20 protein-coding genes are annotated in these 26,590 nt (G+C 59.2%); 17 read left to right on the top strand and 3 right to left on the bottom strand.

The genetic code is table 11. From position 1 onward, the window contains the following. Window position 1 precedes the first annotated feature (1 nt). Window positions 2-1,273 carry a sensor histidine kinase gene (locus AC07VO_RS01415; protein WP_064621274.1) on the bottom strand — a complete coding sequence of 424 codons (1,272 nt, stop codon included), beginning with the start codon at window positions 1,271-1,273 and terminating at the stop codon, window positions 2-4. Window positions 1,274-1,571: 298 nt separating this feature from the next. On the opposite strand from AC07VO_RS01415, the gene pmrG reads away from it, so the two are divergent. The 3 genes from pmrG to AC07VO_RS01400 all read left to right on the top strand — a co-directional run bounded on the left by pmrG (window position 1,572) and on the right by AC07VO_RS01400 (window position 5,716). Beyond that, complete coding sequence (gene pmrG / locus AC07VO_RS01410) at window positions 1,572-2,249, top strand: lipopolysaccharide core heptose(II)-phosphate phosphatase PmrG (RefSeq protein WP_495007463.1); 678 nt, start codon at window positions 1,572-1,574, stop codon at window positions 2,247-2,249. Between the two features lie 188 nt (window positions 2,250-2,437). Beyond that, window positions 2,438-4,159, top strand: coding sequence for a lipid IV(A) 4-amino-4-deoxy-L-arabinosyltransferase (arnT, locus tag AC07VO_RS01405; protein WP_064617811.1), 1,722 nt, complete (start codon window positions 2,438-2,440; stop codon window positions 4,157-4,159). A gap of 27 nt (window positions 4,160-4,186) precedes the next feature. After that, a complete protein-coding gene (locus AC07VO_RS01400) occupies window positions 4,187-5,716 on the top strand; it encodes an ArnT family glycosyltransferase (RefSeq protein WP_086944308.1) in 1,530 nt (509 codons plus the stop codon). 3 nt (window positions 5,717-5,719) lie between these two features. On the opposite strand, the gene secF is transcribed toward AC07VO_RS01400, so the two are convergent. Next, window positions 5,720-8,293, bottom strand: a complete 2,574-nt coding sequence (gene secF, locus AC07VO_RS01395; protein WP_086944309.1) for a protein translocase subunit SecF — start codon at window positions 8,291-8,293, stop codon at window positions 5,720-5,722. Window positions 8,294-8,481: 188 nt separating this feature from the next. Here secF and AC07VO_RS01390 point away from each other — a divergent pair, with 188 nt between their 5' ends. The 14 genes from AC07VO_RS01390 (at window position 8,482) to AC07VO_RS01325 (ending at window position 25,332) form a co-directional block, all read left to right on the top strand. After that, window positions 8,482-9,147: a response regulator transcription factor gene (locus tag AC07VO_RS01390; RefSeq protein WP_086944310.1), complete on the top strand. Its 666-nt coding sequence runs from the start codon at window positions 8,482-8,484 to the stop codon at window positions 9,145-9,147. Further along, a complete protein-coding gene (locus AC07VO_RS01385) occupies window positions 9,137-10,552 on the top strand; it encodes a sensor histidine kinase (RefSeq protein WP_086944311.1) in 1,416 nt (471 codons plus the stop codon). The genes AC07VO_RS01390 and AC07VO_RS01385 overlap by 11 nt, the downstream gene beginning before the upstream one ends. Before the next feature lie 265 nt (window positions 10,553-10,817). Then, window positions 10,818-11,834 (top strand): iron ABC transporter substrate-binding protein, encoded by a 1,017-nt coding sequence (locus tag AC07VO_RS01380; protein WP_064617803.1) that lies wholly within the window; start codon window positions 10,818-10,820, stop codon window positions 11,832-11,834. Window positions 11,835-11,837: 3 nt separating this feature from the next. Then, a complete protein-coding gene (locus AC07VO_RS01375; protein ID WP_086944469.1) occupies window positions 11,838-13,436 on the top strand; it encodes an ABC transporter permease in 1,599 nt (532 codons plus the stop codon). After that, window positions 13,433-14,503, top strand: coding sequence for an ABC transporter ATP-binding protein (locus AC07VO_RS01370; protein ID WP_086944312.1), 1,071 nt, complete (start codon window positions 13,433-13,435; stop codon window positions 14,501-14,503). Before AC07VO_RS01375 ends, AC07VO_RS01370 begins: the two co-directional genes overlap by 4 nt. A gap of 415 nt (window positions 14,504-14,918) precedes the next feature. Continuing rightward, on the top strand, window positions 14,919-16,067 hold the full coding sequence (gene arnB / locus AC07VO_RS01365) for a UDP-4-amino-4-deoxy-L-arabinose aminotransferase (protein WP_018925835.1): 1,149 nt from the start codon (window positions 14,919-14,921) through the stop codon (window positions 16,065-16,067). Next, window positions 16,064-17,083, top strand: coding sequence for an undecaprenyl-phosphate 4-deoxy-4-formamido-L-arabinose transferase (gene arnC / locus AC07VO_RS01360; protein WP_018925834.1), 1,020 nt, complete (start codon window positions 16,064-16,066; stop codon window positions 17,081-17,083). Before arnB ends, arnC begins: the two co-directional genes overlap by 4 nt. Continuing rightward, on the top strand, window positions 17,080-19,074 hold the full coding sequence (gene arnA / locus AC07VO_RS01355; protein WP_018925833.1) for a bifunctional UDP-4-amino-4-deoxy-L-arabinose formyltransferase/UDP-glucuronic acid oxidase ArnA: 1,995 nt from the start codon (window positions 17,080-17,082) through the stop codon (window positions 19,072-19,074). Before arnC ends, arnA begins: the two co-directional genes overlap by 4 nt. After that, on the top strand, window positions 19,074-19,958 hold the full coding sequence (gene arnD / locus AC07VO_RS01350; protein ID WP_064617800.1) for a 4-deoxy-4-formamido-L-arabinose-phosphoundecaprenol deformylase: 885 nt from the start codon (window positions 19,074-19,076) through the stop codon (window positions 19,956-19,958). The genes arnA and arnD overlap by 1 nt, the downstream gene beginning before the upstream one ends. Continuing rightward, on the top strand, window positions 19,955-21,610 hold the full coding sequence (arnT, locus tag AC07VO_RS01345; RefSeq protein ID WP_086944313.1) for a lipid IV(A) 4-amino-4-deoxy-L-arabinosyltransferase: 1,656 nt from the start codon (window positions 19,955-19,957) through the stop codon (window positions 21,608-21,610). Before arnD ends, arnT (AC07VO_RS01345) begins: the two co-directional genes overlap by 4 nt. Beyond that, entirely contained in the window at window positions 21,607-21,951 is a 345-nt protein-coding gene (gene arnE / locus AC07VO_RS01340; protein WP_018925830.1) for a 4-amino-4-deoxy-L-arabinose-phosphoundecaprenol flippase subunit ArnE, read from the top strand. Before arnT (AC07VO_RS01345) ends, arnE begins: the two co-directional genes overlap by 4 nt. After that, a complete protein-coding gene (arnF, locus tag AC07VO_RS01335; RefSeq protein WP_019578860.1) occupies window positions 21,948-22,361 on the top strand; it encodes a 4-amino-4-deoxy-L-arabinose-phosphoundecaprenol flippase subunit ArnF in 414 nt (137 codons plus the stop codon). The genes arnE and arnF overlap by 4 nt, the downstream gene beginning before the upstream one ends. Further along, a complete protein-coding gene (locus AC07VO_RS01330; protein WP_018925828.1) occupies window positions 22,358-23,737 on the top strand; it encodes a UDP-glucose dehydrogenase family protein in 1,380 nt (459 codons plus the stop codon). Before arnF ends, AC07VO_RS01330 begins: the two co-directional genes overlap by 4 nt. Then, window positions 23,710-25,332: an ArnT family glycosyltransferase gene (locus AC07VO_RS01325; RefSeq protein ID WP_086944314.1), complete on the top strand. Its 1,623-nt coding sequence runs from the start codon at window positions 23,710-23,712 to the stop codon at window positions 25,330-25,332. Before AC07VO_RS01330 ends, AC07VO_RS01325 begins: the two co-directional genes overlap by 28 nt. Window positions 25,333-25,474: 142 nt before the next feature. Here the strand turns inward: AC07VO_RS01325 and AC07VO_RS01320 are convergent, their stop codons facing one another. Continuing rightward, a complete protein-coding gene (locus AC07VO_RS01320) occupies window positions 25,475-26,440 on the bottom strand; it encodes a LysR family transcriptional regulator (RefSeq protein WP_086944315.1) in 966 nt (321 codons plus the stop codon). Between the last annotated feature and the right edge of the window lie 150 nt (window positions 26,441-26,590).

Below are 26,590 nucleotides of genomic sequence, written 5' to 3'. Positions count from 1 at the left end.
ATCAGACGCCTTCCAGTTCAATGGTGAAACAACTGCCGTTGGGCTGAAGGCTGCTGTGTTCCACTCGCCAATTCTGATGGGTGCAAATCCGTTGGACCAGTGAAAGCCCCAGTCCCAGGCCTTCTCCCCGGCGCTCGTCACCGCGAACGAACGGTTGAAACATCGTATGGCGTTTTTCTTCCGAAATGCCTATGCCACTGTCTTCGACGCTGAAACCGCGCGCCCGCAGGGTCAGGCGAATGTAGCCGTGATCGGTGTAATGCCAGGCATTGCGCAGCAAATTGCCCATGACCGATCGCAGGAACGTCAGGTTATGGCGATCCGACGAAACCTGTTCATTGTCGTAGATAAACTCGATGCCTTTTTCCCGGATCAGCGGCGCCCAGATATCCACGAGAGCATCGGCGACTTCTTTGAGCGTCGCACTTGCTGCGGTATCAGAGTCTTCCCGATCGCGAGCCAGCATCAGAAACGTATCGACCAATTGCCGCATTTCGTCGCTCGCGCGGGCAATTCGACTGACTTGAGCCACAGAGCGCCGGTCAAGCGAGGGATTGGCTAGCAGCAATTCGCAGGAACTGCCCAATACCATCAATGGCGTGCGCAGTTCGTGGCTGACATCGCTGGTAAAGAGTTTTTCCCGGTCCAGTGCCTCACGCAACCGGCCCAGGGTCTGATCGAAGGCAAGCGCCAGCGCTCCCACTTCGTCGGCCGCGTAGTCGGGATGAAGCTCAGGGGCCAGTTCCAGCAACTGCTCGCGTTGACGCACCTGGTGCGCCAGACGAATGACCGGCGCCATCACACGCCTGGCCAGCATCCGGCCTAACAAAACCGCGAGCAGGATGCTCAAGACGAACCCGACGATCACCACCGAGAATAACGCCTGTTCACGCTGTTCGACGCTTCGCCGGTCTCGCAACAAAACGTATTTGCGACCGCCCACCAGGCTTACCATGGCGTAGTACTTAGAACCCGCGTAGAGCGTTTCCTGAAAACCTGGTGCAAGCGCCGCCAGTTCCTTATCCAGCGCCATCGCACCCGGACCTTCCTGGATGAAAAACAGTTCGTCTTTCTCCGGCTGATGGCTCCACCCGGCGCTGTTTTCCATCGACAGCAAGCGGTGCAGCCCTCCTACCAGGCGGGAAGCCGTGATATTTCGATCCACCACATGCACAGTCGCGACGATGCCCATCGCAAATACGCCCGCGACCAAGGTACTCATCAAGGCAAATACGATGACAATCCGTTTATTCAGACTCAGTTTGAAATCCATTCTGTTGCTTGGCTCCACTGCCGGTTCAAACCGCGCCATCTGCTGAATCGGGCCGATGCCGCAGAGCCGAGACGCGAACCAAAGATAGACCATAGACCACTGTACGTGGTGTTCAAGACAAGCGCTGCAACAACCAACTAAAAAAAGTACTGAAATTTTTCTACGCAAATTTTTCACATCCCTTTCACCACTCCGACACCTGCCTTGAACTAGTGTCTTTCCAGGACCCTTCAAGCGTTGTTACGCTGGGTTGTATTTGAAAGTTGTTCTCTATTGCGTACCGACGGGTAAACAAAACATGGTTGATCATGTATCGCGCAAACAGCCAGCACGAATCGTTGCATCGCGGCTGGGCAAACTGGTCGCGGCAACGGCCGCTCTGGTTATCGCAGCACTCGTCACGGGGTTTGTCTGGTGGCCCAGATCTCCGATCAACCTGGCGGCCGCCGGGTCCGAAGCGACCAACAGCCTGGTCGATCGCTGGCAAGCCGGTGAAGTGGTGGTACTGGTTCGCCATGCGGAACGCTGCGACCAGTCCAGCAATCCGTGCCTTGGCCCCGCCGACGGTATTACCCGAGTCGGCAGCGAAGCCGCCACAGCCGTGGGCCAAGGCTTTGTGCAGCTGGGCATGACCCAGACCGATGTGCTGAGCAGCCCAACCACCCGCACGGCGCAAACCTCGCGTTACATGTTCGGTAAAGATGCGGCGACCCAGGAATGGCTGGTCAGTTGTGGCAAAACCATGCGTAACGATGTGGTGGCGCACAAGCAAGCCCATCGAAATCTGGTGCTGGTCACGCACAGCGGTTGCATCAGCGACTTCGAAGCCCAGACCGGTTTCAAGCACGCGACGACCAGTAAGTATGGCAGTGCCTTGTTCGTGCAAATTGCCGCCGACGGGCAACCTCAGGTACTCGGCATTGTGAATGCCACTGACTGGCAGACGCTGTTGCACGGCAAAGCCTTGAAACAATAATCGCGGAAAAAAAAGTCGAAGCCGAGAAAGCCTTTTTTGCTCGGGCAGACTATAACTAGTCCGTAACCATTAGATGGCTGACGCAACTTCTGTAGTCCTCATCGCTATTGTGTTGCTTTATGTAAAAAGTTCCGCTAGTGCAAGCGTGCACCTGGCGGAGCAACATCCTTCTGCGCCAAGGTCGAGTCATGACGTCCAATAACTTGTTGCCCCACCCCGACGGCTCTTTATTGCGTGGCACCGCGCGTGCGCTGCCCATCACCGAACGCTGGATCGTGCCCGGCTTGCTGCTGGCGTACGTGGTCTTCTACCTGCTGCCGCTAGTCACCCATGGTCTATGGATTCCCGATGAAACCCGCTATGGCCAGATCAGTCAGGAAATGCTGCTGAGCGGTAACTGGGTGTCCCCGCACTTCATGGGTATCCGCTACTTCGAGAAACCCATCGCCGGTTACTGGATGATCGCCATCGGTCAAGCGGTGTTTGGCGACAACCTGTTTGGTGTGCGTATCGCTTCGGCGCTGAGCACCGGGCTGAGCGTCTGGCTGACTTACCTGATTGCTCGCCGATTCTGGAATGATCCGAGCAAGAGCTTTATCTGCGCCTTGCTCTACATGAGCTTCGGCCTGATCGCCGGGCAAGCCGGATACGCCAACCTCGATCCGCAATTCACGCTCTGGGTCAACTTGAGCCTGGTCGCGTTGTGGTTTGCCATCGATAGCCATTCCTCCCGCGGCAAACTCGGCGCTTGGGCGCTGTTGGGTTTTGCCTGTGGCATGGGCTTCATGACCAAGGGCTTTCTCGCCTGGTTGTTGCCGGTGTTGATCGCCCTGCCCTACATGATCTGGCAGCGACGCCTGGGCGAGCTGTTGCGCTACGGACCACTGGCGGTGGTCGTGGCCGCGGTGGTCTGCCTGCCGTGGGTGCTCGCCATTCACCATCAGGAACCGGATTTCTGGCGGTTTTTCTTCTGGCACGAACACATCCGCCGTTTCGCTGGCGAAGATGCGCAACACGCGCGCCCGTGGTGGTTCTATTTGCCGCTGCTGGTCGCCTCGAGCCTGCCGTGGGCTGCCTTGTTGCCAACGACACTCGTCCAGGCCTGGCAGCAAAAGCGCCAGCCCGTAATCGGCTTTCTGTTGCTCTGGATGCTGTTGCCGCTGGCATTCTTCAGCTTCAGTAGCGGCAAACTGCCGACCTACATCATGCCGTGTCTGTTGCCTCTGGCGTTGCTGATGGGACACGCAGTGATGGAGCTATTGAATCAAGGACGAGGCCGGATCATTCGCATCAACGGCGTGATCAACGTCGTCATCGCCACCAGCGCCCTGATCGCCCTGCTTTATCTGCAAGCCACCAAGGAAGTCTACGAAAACACCGAGATGTTCACCCTGTCCCTGGCGTTCATCGTGTTGCTCGGCTGGATCATCACCAACGCCTTGCAGGTGCTGCGTCCATTGATATTCTGGGCCATGCCGGCACTCGGCATCTGGCTGCTGGTAGCGTTGTTGCCGGCAGCGATGCCGGCGCAGATCGTCAATAGCCAAATGCCTGACCAGTTCATCGCCGAGCATCTGGATGCCTTGAGTCAGACGACATCGTTGCTCAGCAACGATCTGGGCGCGGCGTCAGCCTTGTCGTGGCGCCTGAAGCGACCTCAGGTCGATCTGTTCAACACTGTCGGCGAGCTGAAATATGGCCTCGACGATCCCGCCATGGCGTCACGTAAAGTCACCCTGGACAACGTCGGGCAATGGATGACCGAGGCCCGCAAAAAAGGCGCGGTCGGCGTGGTGATGCGGGTTAACAGTGTCGCGGAGATGCAGGAAGTCGAGATGTTGCCCATCGATGGCAAGCGCTATCAGCGCGGCCACCTGGAGATTCTGATATTCCCGCAGAGCCAACCCTGACACCGTTCTTCCTACAGGAAACCCGCTATGAACCTTCGGGCTAGTGACAGGGGCGCCTTGGCGCTCCTGCTCGGCGCCTCTGCGCTGATTTTGTTGTTGGGCCTGGGCACGCGGGAGTTATGGGGGCCGGAAACCCGCTGGGCCAACATCGCGTTGCAAATGCTCCAGAGCGGTGACTATTTCGATCCCTACCTCAAGGGCGGGCCGTATTACGACAAACCGCTGCCCTCCTACTGGCTGATCACGGCCACCGCCTGGCTGACCGGCGGTTTAGGGCACTGGTCACTACGCTTGTCTTCGGTGGTTGCCGCCTGGCTGAGCGTCTGGCTGGTGTACTTGATCGGCGAGCAGCTAATGCGCAAAGGCACCGGATTGATTGCCGGGTGGATGCTGGCGACCACCTTTTATTTCGTGTTCTGGGCACGGGTCGCCACCGCCGACATCCTCACCGTCTGCGGTGTGCTGGCGGCGGTGTGGTGGTATTGGCGCGGGCCGCAAGACACGCGTTTCAGCCGTTACCTGGTGTTTTTCCTGCTGTTGTCCCTGACCTCATTGTTCAAAGGCCTGATCGGCTTCATTCTGCCGGGCTTGCTGCTATTGCCGCATGTGGTGCAGGACGGTCGCTGGAAAAGCCATCTCAATCTGCGGCTGTGCGGCGCCCTGGTCATCGCCGGGGCGTTTTACATGACGCCATTCATATTGTCGCACCTCTACGGCACGCCGACTTATGGCGAAAGTGGCCTGGGCCTGGTGCTGCGGGAAAACGTCGTGCGGTTTTTCCAGCCCTTCGACAACATCGGACCGATCTACACCTATTTGATTTACCTCCCGGTCTACACTCTGCCATGGGCGCCTTGCTGGATGCTGGGGTTGTGGTTTGCGCTGCGCCACTGGCGCAGCGTCGAACCCAATACGCGCTGGCTGGTTTGGGGGTTGGGTCTGTTGATGCTGTTTTTCACGGCCAGCGGCAGTCGACGCAGTTACTACGTATTGCCCCTGGTGCCCTTCGCCCAGTTGCTGGGCGCCTGGTGGATCACCCGGCGAATGGCCGAACGCAACGCCACAGACAGGTTCGGTAGTCGCCGATTGAAAATCGGTTTCGGCCTGACCGCTGTGTTGTTGATGGCGATACTCGGTGTGTTCTATCCCTGGACCAACGGCGGTGGCGGCGTGGTTCAGTTCGGTGAGACGGTCAGGCTTGAGGCCAGCAAACGCGCACCGCTCAATACATGGCGCATGGTGATGATCGAGGTGGACAACAAAGTGCCGATGTACCTGCAAACCGGCGGCGCCCCCTTCTATTACGTGCAGCAAAGCCAGGACTTTCCTCGCACCGGCGATACCGCCGCGCTGATGACCTGGCTGGACAACACCAGCGGCCAGCACTGGGACCCGCAACGCACCATCGTTATCACCCAGTACCGCAACGGTGATGCAGTACCGCTGGACTACCTGAGTGCCGACCATCAGGTCATCACCACCACGCCCACCAACGGCGAGCGCATATTCCACGGCCGTGAAGACCAGAGCGTGGCGTATATTCCCCGGGCCGAATAGGTGTCAGTGCAGGCGCTTGCTGTCGATCTTCGTCGCCAGGGTTTCCAGCGCCTCAGTACACGCAGTCAGATCCGGCGACCCGGTTCTGACTTGCTTCAACGCCCGGTCCAGGGACTTGTCGATGGAGGTCCAGCCTTCAGGATCAATCGGTCGCAGTTGTTCCTCGTTTTGGTCCCAGGCACTTTCCAGGTCAGTGATCCTGGCCCTTGCACCTTTCATGTCGCCACTGCCCAGTAGCTTTTTGGTGTCGGTAATGATGGCCATCAGGTAGGACAGATCGCCCATCGACCCGGCGGGAGTGGCTGCTACGGGGATGGCGGCACTGATCTGCTTGCTATCAAACTTGGCCAGCAGAGTCTTCAAGGCTTCGGCACAGGCTTGCGGATCCGGGTTGCCGGAGCGCAGTTGGGACAGTGCACGGTCAATCGATTTATCGACCGAAGTCCAGTCAGCCGGCGACTTCGGCTGCAAGGTTTCTTCGGCTTGATCCCACGCTGTTTCCAGATCGGTGATGCGAGCCTTGGCTGCTTTCAGGTCGCCGGCGTCCACTAAACGGGCAGTGTCTACGGTAATCGTCCGGAAACTCGACAAATCGCCAAGGGAACCGGTCACCGTCGAGGCGCTCACCGTCGTTTTACCGGCCGTTGCCTGAGCCGGCACCCAGAACCACCCACCGACGCCGACCGTGCAGACGAACAGCAGTGCCCCCAGGAACGGCGTGGACGCCAGATGCGGGACACGCTTGGGGCTGAGTTTCAATGTTGAACCAACCTTCGCCACCCGAAAGCTTCGCCGGGAAAGCGTCAGCCAGATAGCGCTGGACATGAAAATCGACGACACCGCGCCGGATATCAGACCCAGCACCAGAGCCAGCGAGAACATCTGCAACGGTTCGCAGGCAAACAGATACAGGCAGGTTGACGCCATCACCACTGTCAGCACGGTGTACAGCGAACGCCTCAGGGTCTGGCTGATGCTCAGGTTGATCAGGCTCCACAAGGCCAGCGCATCCACCGGCGGGGACTTTTTCACGTTTTCGACAATGCGTCCGAAGATCACGATCTTGTCGTTCAGTGAATAGCCGATGATCGTCAGCAATGCAGCGATGTAAGTGACGTCGATCTCGAACTTGAACAGCGAGAAGATCGCCGAAACGATGAGGATGTCCTGAACGATCGGCAGCAAGGTTGCCAAGGCGATGGCCCAGGAGAAACGCAGGCCGATATAGATTGCGATGCTGGCGAATGCCGCAATCACCGCATAAATGGCCCGAGTGGCAAAATCCCGTGCAACGCCCGGGTCTGCGGTGTTTTCCTCGTACTCTACGGTCTGATACTTACCCTTGAACGCAGTAATGATCTGCTTCAGATCAGCGGGCTTGAGCACTTCATCGAAGCGTACGGCGATGTGCTGATTCTGTGCACCGCCCACGGCCACGGTGGCCGGGATGGTGCCCGCCCCGGTCATGATTTGCGTGGCGGTTTCCTGAGTGATCGCACGGTCGACGTCGATGTCCAGCGCAGTGCCAGCGGTAAAATCAATGTCCAGGTTCAGGCCGTGAGCGCGGTAATACAGCGAGCCGGAAACGATGGTCAGCAACGAGACCACAATCGCCGTTTTACCCAGACCCACGAAGTTGAAACGGCGAGCCTTGGTGGCGCGCGGCTTGCTCTTTCCGATCAACCAACGCTGGCTGACCCACTGGGTATCGACCAGCCACAGCATCAGCTGGCGAATCAGCAAGAAGTTAGTGGCGACACTGATCACGATGCTCACCAGCATGGTCAGCGCAAATCCTTGAATCGGCCCGATGCCGGCCGCGAACAAGGCAATCATCGCCAGCGCGGTCACCAGGTTTGCATCACGTATCGTCGGCAGCGAGCCTTTGAAACCGTTATCCACGGCTTCGCGCAGAGACCGGCCAAGGTCGATTTCCTCGCGAATACGTTCCAGGCAAATGATGCTCGCATCCGCCGCCATGCCAATGCCCAGCACAAACGCGACCACCGCCGACAGCGACAAGGTGGCGCCCGAGGCGGTGAATACAATCAGCAATAGCCACAGGTAGACCAGCGTACAAAACGCGGCGATCAAACCGGCAGTGCGGTACAGCCCCACCAGCAACAGGAAAATACAGGCGATGCCGATCAAACCTGCCTGAACGGTTTCCGCCAGCGCGGTTTTGCCGAGTACGCTGCCGACGGTCTGGGTGTATTTCTCGGTCAGCTGCGTGGGCAACCCCTGCGAACTTCCGAGCAGCGAGCGTGATTCTTCGGCGGACGTCAGGCCTGCCAGTTTCACCCGAATATGGTTGGCGCCCTCGACCCGGATGTCCGGTTCGGTAATACCAATGCTGTCGGCTCGTTTACTCAGGATCGCGACCGTCTGCAACAAGTCATCCTTGGCGAGCCGGGTTTTGCCCGGTGCCGGGTTCACAACGTAATAAATCTCGTAACCACCGCGAAACTCCAGCCCGAAGCGCACATGAGTGGCCAGGCTGGAAAATGTCGCAGCCACCAGACAGGCCAGCAGCCCCGTCAGGAGGATGAACGACAGGCGTCGACTGGAAAGGCTCATGGAAGAAATCCAGAAAAGGGACTGAAAAGCGAATCGAAGCCGAAGGGCTCGCTCACCACTGGCGGGCAGTCTAAAGAAGCGAAAATGAACCGCTTGTTAACGAAGTCACATGGCTGTGCGACGGCTTGCCAGTGCGTGCCGGACATGCAATGAATGCACGCCTGCAATGCCTGATCAGGAAGCGAGCGATGAAGGTTCTGGTGGCCGAAGACAATGCCCTGCTGGGTAACAGCATCAAGCGCGGGCTTGAGGAAGAAGGCTGGGTGGTGGATCTGGCCAGGGACGGCAAAGAGGCCTTGTACTATGCCGATGCCAGTGAATACGACGTGTTGGTGCTGGACTGGATGCTGCCGCAGATATCGGGTCTGGAAGTACTCGGCGTGGTGCGCGGCAAGGGCAACGACGTGCCGGTGATCATGGTCACGGCCAGAAGCGAAGTAGTGGATCGGGTGCAGGGCCTGGATCGCGGCGCCGACGATTATCTGAGCAAACCTTTCGAAATGATCGAGTTGGTGTCGCGGCTCAATGCCCTCTATCGGCGCTCGATCGCCCGTGGCTCGAAATCGCTGACACTGGGTAATCTGAACATCGAACTCGACACCTTGCGGGTCAGCATCGGCGGCCGTCCGCTGGATCTCACGGGCATGGAATACAATCTACTGGTGGCGCTGGCCGGCAAGGCGAATCAGTTGCAGACCCGCACGGTATTGCTGGGGTTGCTCTACCCTTTCGACAGCGAGCCGGACAGCAACAGCCTGGACGTGCTGCTCAATCGCCTGCGACGCAAGTTGGCTGGGGCCGACGTCGAGATTGAAACCGTTCGCGGCAAAGGGTTGATCCTTCGTGTGGCGTAACCTGGCACTGAACATCAAAATCGCGCTCACGCTGTTCGTGGTTCAGGCGTGTGTGTTGTTCGTCGGCTATGTGTGGCTGAGTCATTGGGTGCAAACCACCCGGCTCGATGAACTGCGGCACCATCTCGATACCCAGTCGGACGTCATCGAGTCGCTGATCAGCGTCGAAAACGCGCAGTTGGTCTATCAGCGCCAGGGTGAATTCGCCTCGGAACTGGATCACGATCACGACCTGTTTTTTGACTTGTCATCGATATCGGGTGAGATGCTGCAAGAATCCTGGGGACCAACGCCGTCAATGCGCAAAGCGCTTCGCGAGGCCATGAGTCAGGTTCGCGCGGGCGACGAAGAGACGTTCCTGTTCGATGTCGGTCACGAGAAATGGATCGCACAGATGGGCGACCTTGAGCGCGCCAGCCCCGAAGGCCCGCTGAAAGCCAGGCTGCTGGTGGCCACCAACGCGCAACCGGTGCTCAATGCGGTCAACGCCTTCAAACGGGTGGTGGCGCTGGCCGCGATAGGGATATTGCTGTTGACGACGCTTGGCAGTTTTATCGTGGTGTCGCTCTCCACCCGCAACCTTCGCCATTTCGCTCGACAACTGCGCACCTTGAAGCCGCCGGAATTCACCCGCCGGGTGGTGTTCGAGGCGCACTCGGCGGAAGAAAAACTGCTGTTCGACAGCTACGCGCAAATGGAAGCGGCGGTTCAGGAGGTGCTGGAACATCAACGGCTGTTTATCGCCAACGCCTCCCATGAACTGAAGACGCCGATTGCTGCCGTGACCTCTGCGCTGGAGGTCATTCTGGCGCGGCCACGGCACGCCGAAGATTACGCCCAGACCTGTCGTGATGTGCTGGCCGAAATGCAGGTGCTCAAGCGCCTGTCTCTCGGCCTGTTGGACCTTGCGCAACTGGAGGGCACCGCCGACATTGCCGGGCAGGCAAGCGGGTTGAATGACAATGCGCTCAATGCCGTCGAGCGTTGGCGCAAGGCTGCCGAACTCAAAGGTCTCAGTCTCTCCCTGCATCTGCTGGAGGATTATCAGGCCCAAGTCGCCGGAGGACCGGAACAGTGGGAAGTGGTGTTTGGCAACCTGCTGGACAACGCCATCAAGTACACCCCGGCCGGCGGCGCCGTCGACGTCACGCTGGACGAACATCCGGGCAGCGGTTTGATCATCCGGATCACCGATAACGGTGCAGGCATGTCCGCGCAAGAAGTCCGGCAATTGGGGCAAGTGTTTTTCCGTGCCGACGCCGCACGGTCGCAATCATCGTCGTTCGGGCTTGGCTTTGCCCACTGCAAGCGGATTGTCGAAAGACTGGGTGGACATCTGACGGTTCAAAGTACGCCGCAGACAGGGACGCGCGTGACCATTGCCATGATGCGTTATAAGCCTTGAGCCCCACGTCACCTCAGACCAGGCCAAAGTTCAGCCAAGGGGCCCAAGGCCACACTCCGATCGAAGATATCGTTTGAAAGTTGCCCACCACCGTGTCGGCTCAAGTTTTCCGCCGACAGTGAAATGACATCTATTTACGATTTTTTTGACGTTTTTTTCTCATTTGGCGCTCTACATTCGCGGCGACTCAAACATGCAAATGATTCGCATTGTTCCCATAATGAATCTGCGCGTGTTGACTAAAAAAACAGGAGCCGTCGACAGAATGATTTCCCGTATCCCCTCGTTCCTTAAAAACGCATTGCTGACCACTGCTTTCCTCAGCGCCGGTCACGTGTATGCCGCTGCGCAGACGGAGGGTATCGTGGTCTACAACGCTCAACACGAAAGCCTGACCAAATCCTGGGTCGAAGGTTTCACCAAGGAAACCGGCATCAAAGTGACCGTGCGCAATGGCGACGACACCGAGATGGGCAATCAGCTCGTGCAGGAAGGTGCAGCCTCCCCGGCCGACGTGTTCCTGACCGAAAACTCCCCGGCGATGGTGCTGGTCGACAACGCGGGGCTGTTTGCACCGGTTGCGCCGAGCACGCTGGAACAAGTGGGCGCGGCCTATCGTCCGGCGCATGGCAAATGGGTAGGGATTGCCGCACGCTCCACGGTGTTCGTCTACAACCCGAGCAAGCTGGCTGAAGCAGACTTGCCAAAATCGCTGATGGACCTCGCAGCACCGAACTGGAAAGGCCGCTGGGCCGCTTCGCCGGCCGGTGCCGACTTCCAGGCCATCGTCGCTGCCGTGCTGGAACTCAAGGGTGAAGCCGCGACCCTCGACTGGCTGAAAGCCATGAAAACCAACTTCACCGCCTACCGGGGCAACAGCGCCGTGCTCAAGGCGGTCAATGCCGGTCAGATCGACAGCGGCGTGATCTATCACTATTACAGCTTCGTCGATCAGTCCAAGACCGGCGAGAACAGCAAGAACACCTCGCTGAGCTACTTCAAACACAAGGATCCAGGTGCCTTTGTCAGCCTGTCCGGCGGTGGCGTCCTGGCCTCCAGTCAACACAAGGAACAGGCTCAGGCATTCCTGAAATGGATTACCGGCAAAGACGGCCAGGCGATCCTCAAGAACGGCAACTCGTTTGAATACGCCGTGGGCAAGAATGCAGAGTCCAATCCGAAACTGGTGCCGCTGCAGCAACTCGACGCTCCGACTGTCGACGTCTCGAAACTCGACAGCAAAAAGGCGGTTGAGCTGATGACCCAGGCCGGGTTGCTCTAATTGTTGCCTGAAACGCTACCGGCAGAGGTCGCTGCGGCGTCCTCTGTAAACTTGCGCGCACGCTCTCGCGGCGTCTTCTCGGGCCGCGGCGGCGCCTGGGTGATTAGCCTGTCGGTGCTGATGTCGTTGCTGGCGTTGCTGCCGATTGCTTTCGTGATCGGCGTATCGGTGCAGACTGGCTGGGCGACGCTGGTGACGCTGGTATGGCGCCCACGCGTCGGCGAGTTGCTGATCAACACCGTGCTGCTGGTGGTGCTCACCATTCCCTTGTGCATCGCACTGGGTCTGGCGCTGGCCTGGTTGACGGAACGCACCAACTTGCCGGGGCGGCGCTGGTGGTCGCTGTTGGCGACGGCGCCGCTGGCGGTGCCGGCATTCGTGCACAGCTATGCGTGGGTCAGTCTGGTACCACCGATTCATGGCCTGTTTGCCGGCGTTCTGGTGTCGGTCATCGCCTATTTCCCGTTTCTTTACCTGCCGATAGCAGCGACTTTGCGCCGGCTCGATCCGGCTATCGAAGATGTCTCCGAGTCGTTGGGGCTCAAGCCCTGGGCAGTGTTCTTTCGCGTGGTGCTGCCGCAGTTGCGCCTAGCCATCTGCGGCGGTGCCTTGCTGGTGGGGCTGCACCTGCTGGCCGAGTACGGTCTGTACGCGATGATTCGCTTCGACACCTTCACCACGGCCATCTTCGATCAGTTCAAGTCCACCTTCAACGGGCCTGCCGCCAATATGCTGGCCGGCGTCCTCGCGCTCTGCTGCCTGGCCATGCTGACGGCCGAGTCGGCTGCTCGCGGCACGGCGCGCTACGCCCGGGTCGGGTCGGGAAGCGCGCGCGAACAAAGGATTGTGCGCTTGAAGTTGCGCACCACCCTGCTCGCGCTGACGCTGCAAGGCATGACCTGTGTGCTGGCACTCGGTGTGCCGTTGATCACCCTTGGCAAGTGGCTGATCGACGGTGGCGCGCAAGTCTGGAACCTGAGCGAACTGCTGCCGGCGCTGGAGCAGACGCTGATGCTCGGGGCCGCCGGCGCGCTCATTACCACATGCGCGGCCATCCCGATCGCCTGGCTGTCGATTCGCTCACCGGGCCTGTTGCAACGTGTGCTGGAAAGCTGCAACTACATTACCAGCGCGTTGCCGGGGATTGTCGTTGCGCTGGCGCTGGTAACGCTGACGATTCATTTTGCCCGGCCGATTTACCAGACCACCATCACGGTGCTGCTGGCGTATTTACTGATGTTTTTGCCCCGCGCCCTGGTGAGTTTGCGCGCAGGCATCGCCCAGGCGCCGGTGGAACTGGAGAACATGGCGCGCAGCCTCGGCCGTTCGCCTGGTCGGGCGTTGTGGCTGATCACTCTGCGCCTGGCCGCACCCGGTGCTGCCGCCGGCGCTGCGCTGGTGTTTCTGGCGGTCAGCAATGAGTTGACCGCCACCCTGCTGCTCGCCCCCAATGGCACGCGCACCCTGGCTACCGGTTTCTGGGCAATGACCAGTGAAATCGACTATGCCGCCGCGGCGCCCTATGCCTTGCTCATGATTCTGCTGTCGCTTCCGTTAACCGGACTTCTTTACCATCAATCCAAACGCACGGCTGGCCGATGAACGCTCTTGAACTCCACTCGATCTGCAAGTCCTACGGTTCTCACCGAGCCCTGGAGAACATCAGCCTGTCGGTGCCGACGGGAAGCCGTACGGTGATCGTCGGCCCGTCCGGTTCGGGCAAGACCACCTTGCTGCGAATGATCGCCGGTTTCGAGTTCCCGGACTCGGGCAGCCTTGCGCTCAATGGTCAAATGCTGGTCGACGGCACCCGCGAGGTCCCCGCGCATCAACGCTTGATCGGCTATGTTCCGCAGGATGGTGCGCTGTTCCCGCACATGACCGTAGCCGCCAACATCGGTTTCGGGCTGGCGGCCAAGGGCGTTGCCAAACAGGAACGTGTCGCCGAGTTGATGGACAGCGTGGCACTGGACTCGAGTATGGCCAATCGTTGGCCGCATGAACTCTCCGGCGGCCAGCAACAGCGTGTCGCGCTGGCCCGGGCCCTGGCGCAACAACCACGGCTGATGTTGCTGGACGAGCCGTTTTCGGCACTCGATACCGGTTTGCGCGCCGCCATGCGCAAATTGGTCGCAAGGCTTCTGGCTGACGCCGGTGTCACGACCATTCTGGTGACTCACGATCAAAGTGAAGCGTTGTCATTCGCCGATCAGTTGGCGGTGATGCGTCAGGGCCGGCTAGTGCAATCCGGACATCCGCTGGACCTTTACCGCTATCCCGCCGATGAACAAACCGCCCTGTTTCTCGGGGATGCCGTGGTCATGCCGGCCAGAATCGAAGCGGGTTGGGCTCATTGCGATCTGGGTCGCATACCGGTCAACAACCACAGAAACAACCGATCAGCGCAAATCATGCTGCGCCCCGAGCAACTTCAGCTGATCAGCGCGCCCCACGGCCTGGAGCAACAGGACGGCTGTCGCGGCGTGGTCACCGAATGCGACTTCGGCGGTAATACCTGCACATTGACCGTGGAATTGCAGACGTTGAACGCTGATGGCCGTCCGGGGCGTTCATTGCTGGTGCGCAGTTCCGGCATGCATGCGCCACCCGCTGGGAGCGAGGTTCATGTGTCGACCATCGGCCATGCTCATGTACTGAGCGAACCTTAAGCTTTTGAATCGGTAACGGGCGAGAAACGAAATCGCCCCCGAATATAACAATTCAAAAAAACAACTAAGCAATGCAGCGCAAGTCCATCAAGGCAGACACTTCTGTACGCCTTTCCCTACAAAAAATGCGATGAGCCGGTAGAAGCCTGAACAGTGCCTGTATGGGCTTGAAATAAAACGAATCACCTACCGGTTTTTCATGTTCCTTTCACAAAATCGCGCTTACCCTCAACGGATCACAGATGGCGTCTTGATAGCGTCCAACCCGTCGGGCATGACAAGCAAAGTCAACCGATGTAATTTGTCACAAATTACTGGCAACTGCTTGATGCCGCTTTTGTTTTAGCGTCTACGCTGATGTTGGATCCAACGTTCAAGCCTGATAGTCTTATTTTTTTTCAGTTCCGAGGTGCCCATGAGTCAGGCGTTTCTCCCCTTCTCTCGCCCGAGTATCGGCGATGAAGAAATTGCTGCGGTAGAGCAAGTACTGCGCTCTGGCTGGATCACTACCGGGCCGAAAAACCAGCAACTGGAAGAACACTTCGCCAACTATGTCGGCTGTCGGCATGCCGTCGCATTGTCCTCGGCCACCGGTGGCATGCACATTACTTTGTTGGCCTTGGGTATCGGTCCCGGTGACGAAGTCATCACTCCGTCCCAGACCTGGGTGTCGACCGCCAACATGATCTGCCTGCTCGGTGCGACGCCGGTTTTCGTCGACGTTGACCGCGACACGTTGATGAGCGACCTGGAGAGCATCGAAGCGGCGATCACGCCTCGCACCAAGGCAATCATTCCGGTGCATTACGCCGGCGCGGCATTCGACCTCGATCCGCTCTACGCTCTGGCCGACAAACATGGCATCACCGTCATCGAAGACGCGGCTCACGCAGCGGGCACTTTCTATAAAGGTCGGCATGTCGGCGCCCAAGGCACGGCGATCTTCTCGTTCCACGCGATCAAGAACATGACCTGCGCCGAGGGCGCGATGTTCGTCAGCGACGATGAAGCCCTGGCCAATCGGGTACGCATGCTCAAGTTCCATGGCCTGGGCGTCGACGCCTACGACCGCCTCACCCACGGCCGCAAACCCCAGGCCCAGGTGATCGAACCCGGCTTCAAGTACAACCTGGCCGACATCAATGCCGCCATCGCCCTGGTTCAGCTGGAACGCCTGGACGCGATCAACGCCAAGCGCACAGAGCTGGCCCAGACCTACCTGCAACGCCTTGAAGGCCTGCCGGTGCAACCGCTGGCCATTCCGGCCCATGCGCAACAGCACGCCTGGCATCTGTTCATCCTGCGCATCGACGCCGAACGTTGCGGGCTGGATCGCGAGGCGTTCATGAAGGCGTTGCAGGAACAGAACATCGGCACAGGTATTCACTTCATCGCCACCCACCTGCACACTTACTACCGGCAGCGTTTCCCCAACATCTACCTGCCCAACACCGAATGGAACTCGGCGCGGCTGTGTTCGATCCCGTTGTTCCCCGACATGACCACCGATGATGTCGATCGTGTCGTCGGCGCCATTGAAAAAACACTGGACAGAAGCCTGTGAAACCTTATCCGATCCGTTGCGTATCAATCGTCATCCCGGTCTATAACGAGGAGGACAGTCTGCCCGAGTTGCTTCGGCGCACCGAAGCGGCGTGCCAGCAACTGCACCATGACTACGAAATTGTGCTGGTCGACGACGGCAGCCGCGACAACTCGGCGCAAATCCTCGAGGAGGCGGCCAGTCTCGACGGCAGCCCGGTGGTGGCGGTCATTCTCAACCGCAACTACGGCCAGCACGCGGCGATCATGGCAGGGTTCGAACAATGCAAGGGCGACGTGGTGATCACCCTCGACGCCGACCTGCAGAACCCGCCTGAAGAAATCCCGCGGCTGGTGGCTCAGGCCGAACTGGGCTATGACGTAGTCGCCACGGTGCGCAACAACCGTCAGGACTCGGCCTTGCGTCGCTGGCCGTCGAAGCTGATCAACCTTGCCGTGCAACGCTCCACCGGTGTTGCCATGAGCGACTACGGCTGCATGCTGCGCGCCTACCGCCGCACCATCGTCGACGCCATGCTCGCCTGCCGCGAACGCAGCACGTTCATCCCGATCCTGGCCAACAGCTTCGCCCGGCACACCACGGAAATTCTGGTGACCCACGCCGAGCGTGAACACGGCGAATCCAAATACAGCCCGATGCGCCTGATCAACCTGATGTTCGATCTGATCACCTGCATGACGACCACGCCCCTGCGATTGCTGAGCATCGTCGGCTTCGGCATGGCCGGCCTAGGCGTGCTGTTCGCCATCGCGTTGATTGTGCTGCGCATGGCTTTCGGCGCCGGTTGGGCGGGCGGCGGTACGTTCGTCCTGTTCGCCGTACTGTTCGTTTTCACCGGCGGGCAATTCATTGGCATGGGCCTGCTGGGCGAGTACCTGGGTCGCATGTACAGCGACGTCCGGGCACGTCCACGGTTCTTTATCGAAAAAGTTTTACGTAGCACCCCTTCTGCTCCTGCCCCCGTTGTCACCGTTGACGGTCTCACTTCCACTTCTTCAGATCAGGTTCTCTCATGAGTGCAAAAGCTGTTGTCTTCGCTTATCACGATATTGGCTGTGCCGGCATCGAATCCCTGCTTGCCAGCGGTTTCGAGATTGCAGCCGTGTTCACCCATCCCGATGACCCGAAGGAAAATGCGTTCTATGGCTCGGTTGCGCAACTGTGCGCCCGTAAAGGCATCCCGGTGCATGCTCCGGAAGACGCCAACCACCCGCTGTGGATCGAGCGCATCAGCAAACTCAATCCCGAGTACCTGTTTTCGTTCTACTACCGCAACCTGCTGAGCGAACCACTGTTGGCCACGGCCAGCAAAGGCGCCTTCAACCTGCACGGTTCGTTGCTGCCTCGCTACCGTGGCCGCGCACCGGCCAACTGGGTACTGGTCAACGGTGAAACCGAGACCGGCGTGACCCTGCACCGCATGGTCAAACGTGCCGATGCCGGCGCCATCATTGCCCAGGAGCGGGTAGCGATCGAGCGCGCCGACACCGCGCTGACCCTGCACGCCAAATTGCGCCAGGCCGCCAGCGATCTGCTGCGCGACACCTTGCCTGCCTTGCTTCAGGGCAAAATCAGCGAAACCCCACAGGACGAATCCAAAGCCACAGTGTTTGGCCGTCGCACCCCGGCGGACGGCAAACTGGTCTGGAGTAAACCTGCCGAAGAACTGTTCAATCTGGTCCGCGCCGTGACCCAACCTTACCCGGGCGCGTTCTGTGCCGTGGGCGAGCACAAGTTGATTGTCTGGAGCGCGGATGTCGTCAAGGGCAACGAAGGCCAGGCACCGGGCCGGGTTATCAGCGTCGATCCGCTGCGCATCGCCTGCGGCGAAGACTCGCTGGTGGTCAACGCCGGCCAACGCAACGACAACGGCCTGTACCTCAGCGGTCCACAACTGGCCAATGAGCTGGGGCTGGTCGACGGTTCTGTGCTGCGTGGCGCCGAATCGGGCCGTGCACCGCGTCGCACCCGCGTGCTGATCCTTGGCGTCAACGGCTTCATCGGCAATCACCTGTCCGAGCGCCTGCTGCGTGACGACCGCTATGAAGTGTACGGCCTGGACATCGGCTCGGACGCCATCGAGCGCCTGCGCAGCCATCCGAACTTCCACTTCGTCGAAGGCGATATCAGCATCCACTCGGAGTGGATCGAGTACCACATCAAGAAATGCGACGTGGTCCTGCCGCTGGTGGCGATCGCCACGCCGATCGAATACACCCGCAATCCGCTGCGTGTATTCGAACTGGACTTCGAAGAGAACCTGAAGCTGGTTCGCTACTGCGTCAAATACAACAAGCGCGTGATCTTCCCGTCGACCTCCGAAGTCTATGGCATGTGCCAGGACGCCAACTTCGACGAAGACAGCTCCAACCTGGTGGTTGGGCCGATCAACAAGCAACGCTGGATCTACTCGATCTCCAAGCAGCTGCTTGACCGAGTGATCTGGGCTTACGGCCAGAAAGGCCTGAACTTCACCCTGTTCCGCCCTTTCAACTGGATGGGCCCACGCCTGGACCGTCTGGACTCGGCGCGTATCGGCAGCTCCCGGGCCATCACCCAGTTGATCCTGAACCTGGTGGAAGGCACGCCAATTCGCCTGTTCGACGGCGGCGAACAAAAACGCTGCTTCACCGACATCGCCGATGGCGTCGAAGCCCTGGCGCGGATCATCGACAACGACAACGATGTCTGCAACGGCCAGATCATCAACATCGGCAACCCGGACAACGAAGCCAGCATTCGTCAGCTGGGCGAAGAACTGCTGCGTCAGTTCGAAGCTCACCCGTTGCGCGACAACTTCCCGCCATTCGCCGGTTTCCGCGATATCGAAAGCAAGGCTTTCTACGGCACTGGCTATCAGGACGTGTCTCACCGCAAACCGAGCATCGCCAACGCCAAGCGTCTGCTTGACTGGGCACCCACCGTGGAGATGAAGGAAACCATCGGCAACACGCTGGACTTCTTCCTGCGCGAGGCCATGCTCGAAATCGCGGACAAAAAACGTTGATGCAGGCAGGCCTTCGAATCGATGTCGACACCTACCGAGGCACCCGTGAAGGGGTGCCGCGGTTACTCGAAATACTCGATGAAGCACAGGTCAAGGCGACGTTTTTCTTCAGCGTCGGGCCAGACAACATGGGGCGCCACTTGTGGCGCCTTATCCGTCCGCAGTTTCTCTGGAAGATGCTTCGTTCCAACGCTGCCGGCCTGTATGGCTGGGATATTTTGTTGGCAGGCACTGCGTGGCCGGGTAAACCGATCGGTCGCGACCTCGGGCACCTGATGCGTCAAGCCCAGGCGGCTGGGCATGAAGTCGGCCTGCACGCCTGGGATCACCACGGCTGGCAGGCCAATGCCGGACGCTGGAGCCAGGCGCAACTGATCGAGCAGATTCGTCGTGGCGTCGACAGCCTCAGTGACATCCTCGGCCAAAAAGTCGAATGCTCGGCTTCCGCCGGTTGGCGGGCGGACGAGCGTGTGATCGAAGCCAAGCAAGGTTTCGGCTTTCGCTACAACAGCGATTGTCGGGGCCAGCACCTGTTCCAGCCAATCCTGACCAATGGTAGTCTGGGCGCACCGCAGATTCCGGTGGACCTGCCGACCTTCGACGAAGTGGTTGGCCCGACCGTTGCAGCCAAAGACTTCAACACTTTCATTCTTGAGCGGTTCTCCCCGCAAAAACTCAATGTCTACACTGTCCATGCCGAAGTAGAAGGGATTCTGATGGCCAACGATTTTCGCCAATTATTGGCCGATGCTCGCCAACGTGATATTCATTTCCAACCCTTGGGCAATTTGCTTCCCGACGCCCCCGCCATCTTGCCTAAGGGCCGGGTCGTACGCGGCACTCTTGAGGGTCGCGAAGGCTGGCTAGGGGTTCAAGGCGCATGAGCAAACCCTGGGCATTGCCGTTATTACTGGTCGTTCTGGCGCTGGCGTACCTGCTGCCGCTAGGCTCTCACGGCCTTTGGATTCCCGACGAAACCCGTTACGCCCAGATCAGCCAGGACATGCTCCTGAGCGGTAACTGGGTGTCGCCGCATTTCATGAGCCTGCGTTACTTCGAAAAGCCCATCGCGGGCTACTGGATGATCGCTATCGGCCAGGCGCTGTTTGGCGACAATCTGTTTGGCGTACGTATTGCCTCGGTGCTGAGCACCGGGCTGAGCGTGTTGCTGTGCTACCTGATCGCTCACCGGCTGTGGAACGAGCCGCGCAAGAGTTTTGCCTGTGCGCTGCTGTACATGAGCTTTGCGATCATCGCCGGGCAAGCCGGCTACGCCAACCTCGATCCGCAATTCACCTTCTGGGTAAACCTGAGCCTGGTGGCTTTGTGGTTTGCGCTGGACAGCACCAGCCGTGGCCAGCGTCTGCTCGGCTGGACTGTACTGGGGCTGGCCTGCGGCATGGGTTTCATGACCAAAGGCTTCCTCGCCTGGGCGTTGCCGGTGTTGATCGCCCTGCCCTGGGTGCTCTGGCAGAAACGCTGGCGGGAACTGCTGACTTACGGCCCGGTGGCGATTATCGTCGCCATCGCGGTGAGCCTGCCGTGGGCCTTGGCGGTGCACGCGCAGGAACCCGATTACTGGCGGTTCTTCTTCTGGCACGAACACATTCGCCGCTTCGCCGGGGATGACGCCCAACACGATGCGCCATGGTGGTTCTACCTGCCGCTGCTGGTGGCGTTCAGCCTGCCATGGGCGGCGTTGCTGCCATCGGCGCTGAAACAGGCCTGGCAGACCCGGCGTCAGGCCAACATCGCTTTCCTGCTGCTGTGGTTGCTGATGCCCTTTCTGTTTTTCAGCCTGAGCAACGGCAAGCTGCCGACCTACATCATGCCCTGCCTGCTGCCTCTGGCGTTGTTGCTGGGCCATGCCCTGGCGGACCGACTGAAGCTGGAACAAGGCCGGGTGCTGGGGATCAATGGCCTGCTGAACATGACGCTGGGCCTGATCGTCCTGATTGCGCTGGTTTATCTGCAACTGAAAAAACCGCTGTACACCCACGAACTGCACAACCTGGTATTGGTGTTCATCGGGTTGATCGGCTGGATCATGGCCAACCTGCTGCAGGCCTTCCGTCCCTTGCAATGCTGGGCGGCACCGGCCTTTGGCAGTTTGCTGCTGATCGGCGTGCTGCCGGCCGGCATGCCGGATTCGGTGGTGGCGAACAAGATGCCCGACCAGTTCATCCTCCAGCACGCCCCAGCGCTGGCGCAGACCGACAAGCTGTTGAGCAACGACCTGGGCGCTGCCTCGGCCCTGGCCTGGCGCTTGAAACGCCCGGAGGTGGCGTTGTACAACACGATAGGCGAATTGAAATACGGCCTCGACTATCCTGATCCAGATGCAATACAGCAGCGGGTCGATCTCGAGCACGTGCAACAGTGGATGCGCGAAGCGCGTCAGAGTGGTTCGGTCGGCGTGGTGATGCGGGTCAAAGGGGATGACGAACTGCAAGAAATCGAACTGCTGCCCAAGGATGGCAAACGTTATGAACAAGGCAACCTGGTGATCCTGATCTTCCCTCGGGATGCGTCATGAGCCTGTTGCTGCTCCTGACCGCCTGCCTGCTGACTTGCCTTGGCCAGATCGCCCAGAAGTACGCCGTGGAAAGCTGGCGTGGCAAGACCTCGGGTTGGGGCGAGAAACTGCGTTCGCCTTGGCTGTGGCTGGCGCTCGCCTCTCTGGGGCTGGGCTTGCTGGTCTGGCTGCTGGTGTTGCAGCGCCTCGAAGTCGGTATCGCCTATCCCATGCTCAGCCTGAATTTCGTGCTGATCACACTGGTCGCCCGTTTCGTCTTTCACGAAGTCATCGACCGCCGTCACTGGTTGGGCGTGGCGCTGGTGATTGGTGGCGTGGCGTTGCTGGGGCAACACGCATGAGCCTGCGTCGCGGAATCGCCTTTGCCATGGGCAGCGTAGTGCTGGGCACCGCCGCGCAGTTGGGCATGCGCTGGAGCATGACTCGCTTGCCACATCCCGAACAGTGGTTAGCGGCCTTGAGCAGCGGCAGCGTCGATATGCCCGCTGTGATTGTCGTACTGGCCGCCATCCTCGCCTATGCCGTGTCGATGCTCACCTGGCTCGCGGCCCTGCGGGATGTGCCGCTGGGTCGGGCCTATTCGCTGCTGAGCATCAGCTACGCGCTGGTGTATGTGCTGGCCGCCAGCCTGCCACTGTTCAACGAATCCTTCAGTCTTTCAAAAACCCTGGGAGTGGCGCTGGTCATCCTGGGGGTCATTACTATTAATTCTCGACCTGCTCGCGCGCCCGAACTTAGGAGTGCATCATGAAAATCAGTGTATTTGGTAGCGGTTACGTTGGTCTGGTGCAAGCCGCCGTCCTGGCTGAAGTCGGCCATGACGTAGTGTGCATGGACATTGACGAGAAAAAAGTTGCGTTGCTGCAACAAGGCCACGTCAGCATCTTCGAGCCGGGGCTGGCCAGCCTGGTGCGTGAAAGCCTGGATGCCAAGCGGCTGCACTTCACCTCGGACGAAAAGTTCGCGGTGCAACATGGCCAGGTGCTGTTCATCGCCGTCGGCACGCCGTCCCGGGAGGATGGTTCGGCGGATCTGCAATACGTGTTGTCCGTGGGTGAAGCGGTCGCGCGTCATCGTGAACAGCCGGTGATCCTGGTGGAGAAATCCACGGTACCGGTGGGCACCGGCGATACGCTGCGCGCCCATATCGACCAGTACCTGCTCAAGGCCGGCCGTCAGCTGCAGTTCGATATCGTTTCCAACCCGGAGTTTTTGAAAGAAGGTTCGGCCGTGGCCGATTGCCGGCGCCCGGACCGCATCATCATCGGCTGTGAAGGCGATGAAGTGCGCGACGTGATGCGCGACCTCTATGCACCGTTCAACCGCAACCATGACCGCGTCATGTTCATGGACCTGCGCAGCGCCGAGCTGACCAAATACGCCGCCAACTGCATGCTGGCGACCAAAATCAGCTTCATCAACCAGATCGCCGAACTGGCCGAACACCTGGGTGCCGACATCGAATCGGTACGGCTGGGCATCGGTGCCGACTCGCGTATCGGTTACCACTTCATCTACCCCGGCTGCGGTTACGGCGGCTCGTGTTTCCCCAAGGACATGCGCGCTCTGATCCACAGTGCCGAAGAAGCCCACTGCAACAGCGACCTGCTGCAAGCGGTGGAAGCCATCAACGAGCGGCAGAAACACAAATTGTTCGAACGCATCAACGCGTTCTACAAGGGTGATTTGCGCGACAAGACCTTCGCCGTTTGGGGCCTGGCCTTCAAACCCAACACCGACGACATGCGCGATGCGCCGAGCCGGGTGCTACTGGAATCGCTGTGGGCTGCGGGGGCCAATGTACGGGCGTTCGACCCGGAAGCCATGCAGGAAACCCAACACCTTTATCCTGACGAACCGAAGCTGATGCTCATGGGCACGCCGGAATCAGTCCTTTCGGGTGCCGACGCCTTGATCATCTGCACCGAATGGCAGCAGTTCAAGGCGCCAGACTTCGACCTGATCCAGCAACGCCTGAATGCACCGGTGATTTTCGACGGACGTAACCTGTACGACGCAGAGCGCCTGGCCCGCAGCGGCTTCCTGTATTTCCCGATGGGCCGTGGTGAATCCCGCAAATTGCCAATTCCCCTTCAGCAATGGCCATCGGCCTCAGGCGTCGCGTGAGTACGGTATCGCCCAGCATTCGTCGGCAGTCCTTAGGGTTCGGGCTGCTGACGTTCATGCTGTTCATCGCGGGGGTCTATCAGCAAACAGCAATCGGTTTCGATTCGCGGTTCGTGCTGTTCGCCCAGGAGATGCTGCGCCACGGGCCGTCGTTTTTCCCGACCACCTATGGCCAGCCCTATGCCGATTACTCGGCGCTGTCTACGGTGTTTGTCTGGCTGTTGTCCCTGCCGTTCGGTCAGGTCAATAGCCTCACCGCGTGGTTGCCGACTGCCATCGGCGCTGCGGTGATCGTCACGTTGATGTACCGGTTGGTCGCGCCCTGCTCCACACGCTGGGCGCTGCTGAGCATCGCGTTGATGTTGCTCACCAGTACATTTGTCACTGAAACCCGTGCCGTGTCCCAGGACCTGATGCTGGCGGCCGTGGCCTTTTCGGTGTTCTACCTTGGGTACGCCGCCGATCATTTCGCGATGCCCCGTCGGTGGCCGCTGATTTTTGTGCTGCTGCTGTTGGGCTTCGGGATTCGCGGGCCGATCGGGCTGGTTATCCCCACCGGTATGTTGTGCAGCTACTACCTGCTCAATCGCCAATGGTCACGGTTGTTCGGTTTTGGCCTGCTGGCGGCGGTGTTGTTGGTGGTGTGCGTCGGCGCGCTGCTGTGGCTGGCCGAAGCCAGTGGTGGAACGGCCTTCATGCATGACGTGGTGCGCATGCAGTTCATGGGGCGCATGGACGGCAGTGAAGGCGTCAGTGGTTCGCTGTATTACTTCACCGCTTCGTTTGGCAACTATGCGCTCGCTTATCCATTGGCACTGCTGGTATTGGCCGCAGTCTGGCTGACGAACCCACGGCAGGCAGGTCCGGCATTACGCTTGTTGCAATACTGCACGGCGGCCGGGTTGATCGTGATGATTGGCTTATCGATTCCCCAGGCGAAAAAGGCCCGTTACCTGCTGCCGATGCTGCCCATGGCAGCGATCATTGCGGCGTACCCGTTTCAGGTGGCGCAAGGTCGGGTTTTCGGTTGGTTGCGGGGTTTGATGCAAGGGCTGTGGTTGGTGATACCAGGGGTGTTGATTGTCGCATTGCTGATCATTCAGCGGCGTCTGCCAGCACAACCTCCTGCCTTTGTGCCGGTATTGATCGTGCTTGCGGCTCTGCAAGTCATCACACTGGCGGCTTGGTTCCGCGCTCACTGGCGAGCCGAGGTGCTGGCCTGTTGCGCAGTCCTGGCGCTGTGGTCGGTTTATATCCTGGTGTATGAACCGGTCGAACGTCAGCTTTACGACACGCAAGCCTTCAGTCGAGCCGCGTTCGCTGAGATTCAAAAAGCGCCGGCGCCGTTGGTGCTGCACGGCATGGGCAAAGACGCCAAGGCGATCAAGTTCATGGTCAATATCGAGCAGGACTTTCAACCGGTGTTCACCGAATCGACACAGGAACTGGAAGCCCTCTCGGGGCCGGCCTGGCTGATGATGGACCGAAACGACTACAACGCCTTGCAAGGCACTCCGCTGGGTGCCCAGCCACCGGTATTGAGCGGACGTTTCGATAAGAACGATTTCGTATTGCTGCACACGCCGCCCTTGTAGGAACTGCCGTAGGCTGCGATCTTTTGATGGTTTCGATGTTGCTGAAGAGCAAGATCAAAGATCGCAGCCTGCAGTAGCTCCTGCGTATCCATGTATTGTCCTTTAGTTACTGTTAACCACACTTGAACGCCTACGTTTGAGGTTAAACCGGCGCCTTCAAATCCACCCCCAGCGACTGGGCAAACGCCTTCACCAACGGACTGCGCACAGTGTTGTGGCGCAGGATCAGATTGAACGGCGTGACGATGTTGATCAGGTCCGGACGCACCGCCCGAAACTGTCCCTGAGCCACCAGGTTTGCCGCGTAATGCTCGGGCAGAAAACCGACGAAACGCCCCGTCTTGACCAGCAGCGCCACAGCTTCCACTTGAGTCGCCGAAGCGGAAAAGCTGTCGTAGCGGGCAAAGTTCAGTTTGTCCCGATGGATCGCGTAGCGGTGGTTGATGCACTCGTAATCCTGCAGCACATTGCCGCCCATGTCCGCCTCCGGCACCGAGAACAGTGGATGACCGACGGCGCAATACACATACGAGCGTTCTTCATACAGCGGGAAGTAATCGAACTCTTCTCTTTTTTGATAAACCGGCACGATCCCGGCCACTAACCGCCCCTCGACCACACCTCTTTCCACCTCATCTAACTGGGAGGCCTGAAGTTGAAATCTTACTTTCGGCGACTCTTCATTTATTCTTCTAAGCGCCGCAACTAACGGAGAATTCGAGTCCGTAATTGTATTATCAATGACGCCCACCCCAAGGTCGCCAATAAGTTCATTCTGCGCCGAACTAAGCCGATCACGAAAGTTATCGACCGAGGTAAATAAGTCGATCGACGCCTGATACACCAGACGCCCTTCTTCGGTCAGGTGAAACCCTTCCCGTCCCCGGGTACACAGGCGCATGCCGATACGAATCTCAAGGTCGGAGATCTGCTTGCTGATGGCCGCCAGGCCCACATTCAGCTCATTCTGCGCCGCACTGAAACCGCCAGCCTCGACCACCGCCTTGAATACTTTGAGCAGTTTGAAGTCCAGACCGCTGAGGGCCAGCGGTGCCCTTTGCAGCATTTTTGGCGGTGGGTTTCCGGAATTGGAAAGTGGGGTTTCCATAATGCTTATTTACCTCTGGCGCCCTATTCAACAACCTGTGCCCAACAACAAAAACAGTGCTGGCTAATAATAATGAACACAGAAAACAAGGCTTGGCAACCGTTAATAAATCCCGCCGATCAGTGCCAACTCACTGATTTCGAACTATTA

The organism is Pseudomonas sp. GW821-FHT03E01 (assembly GCF_059420765.1).
The sequence above is the reverse complement of the archived record's forward strand: the minus strand, read 5'-3'. Positions and strand labels throughout refer to the sequence as shown.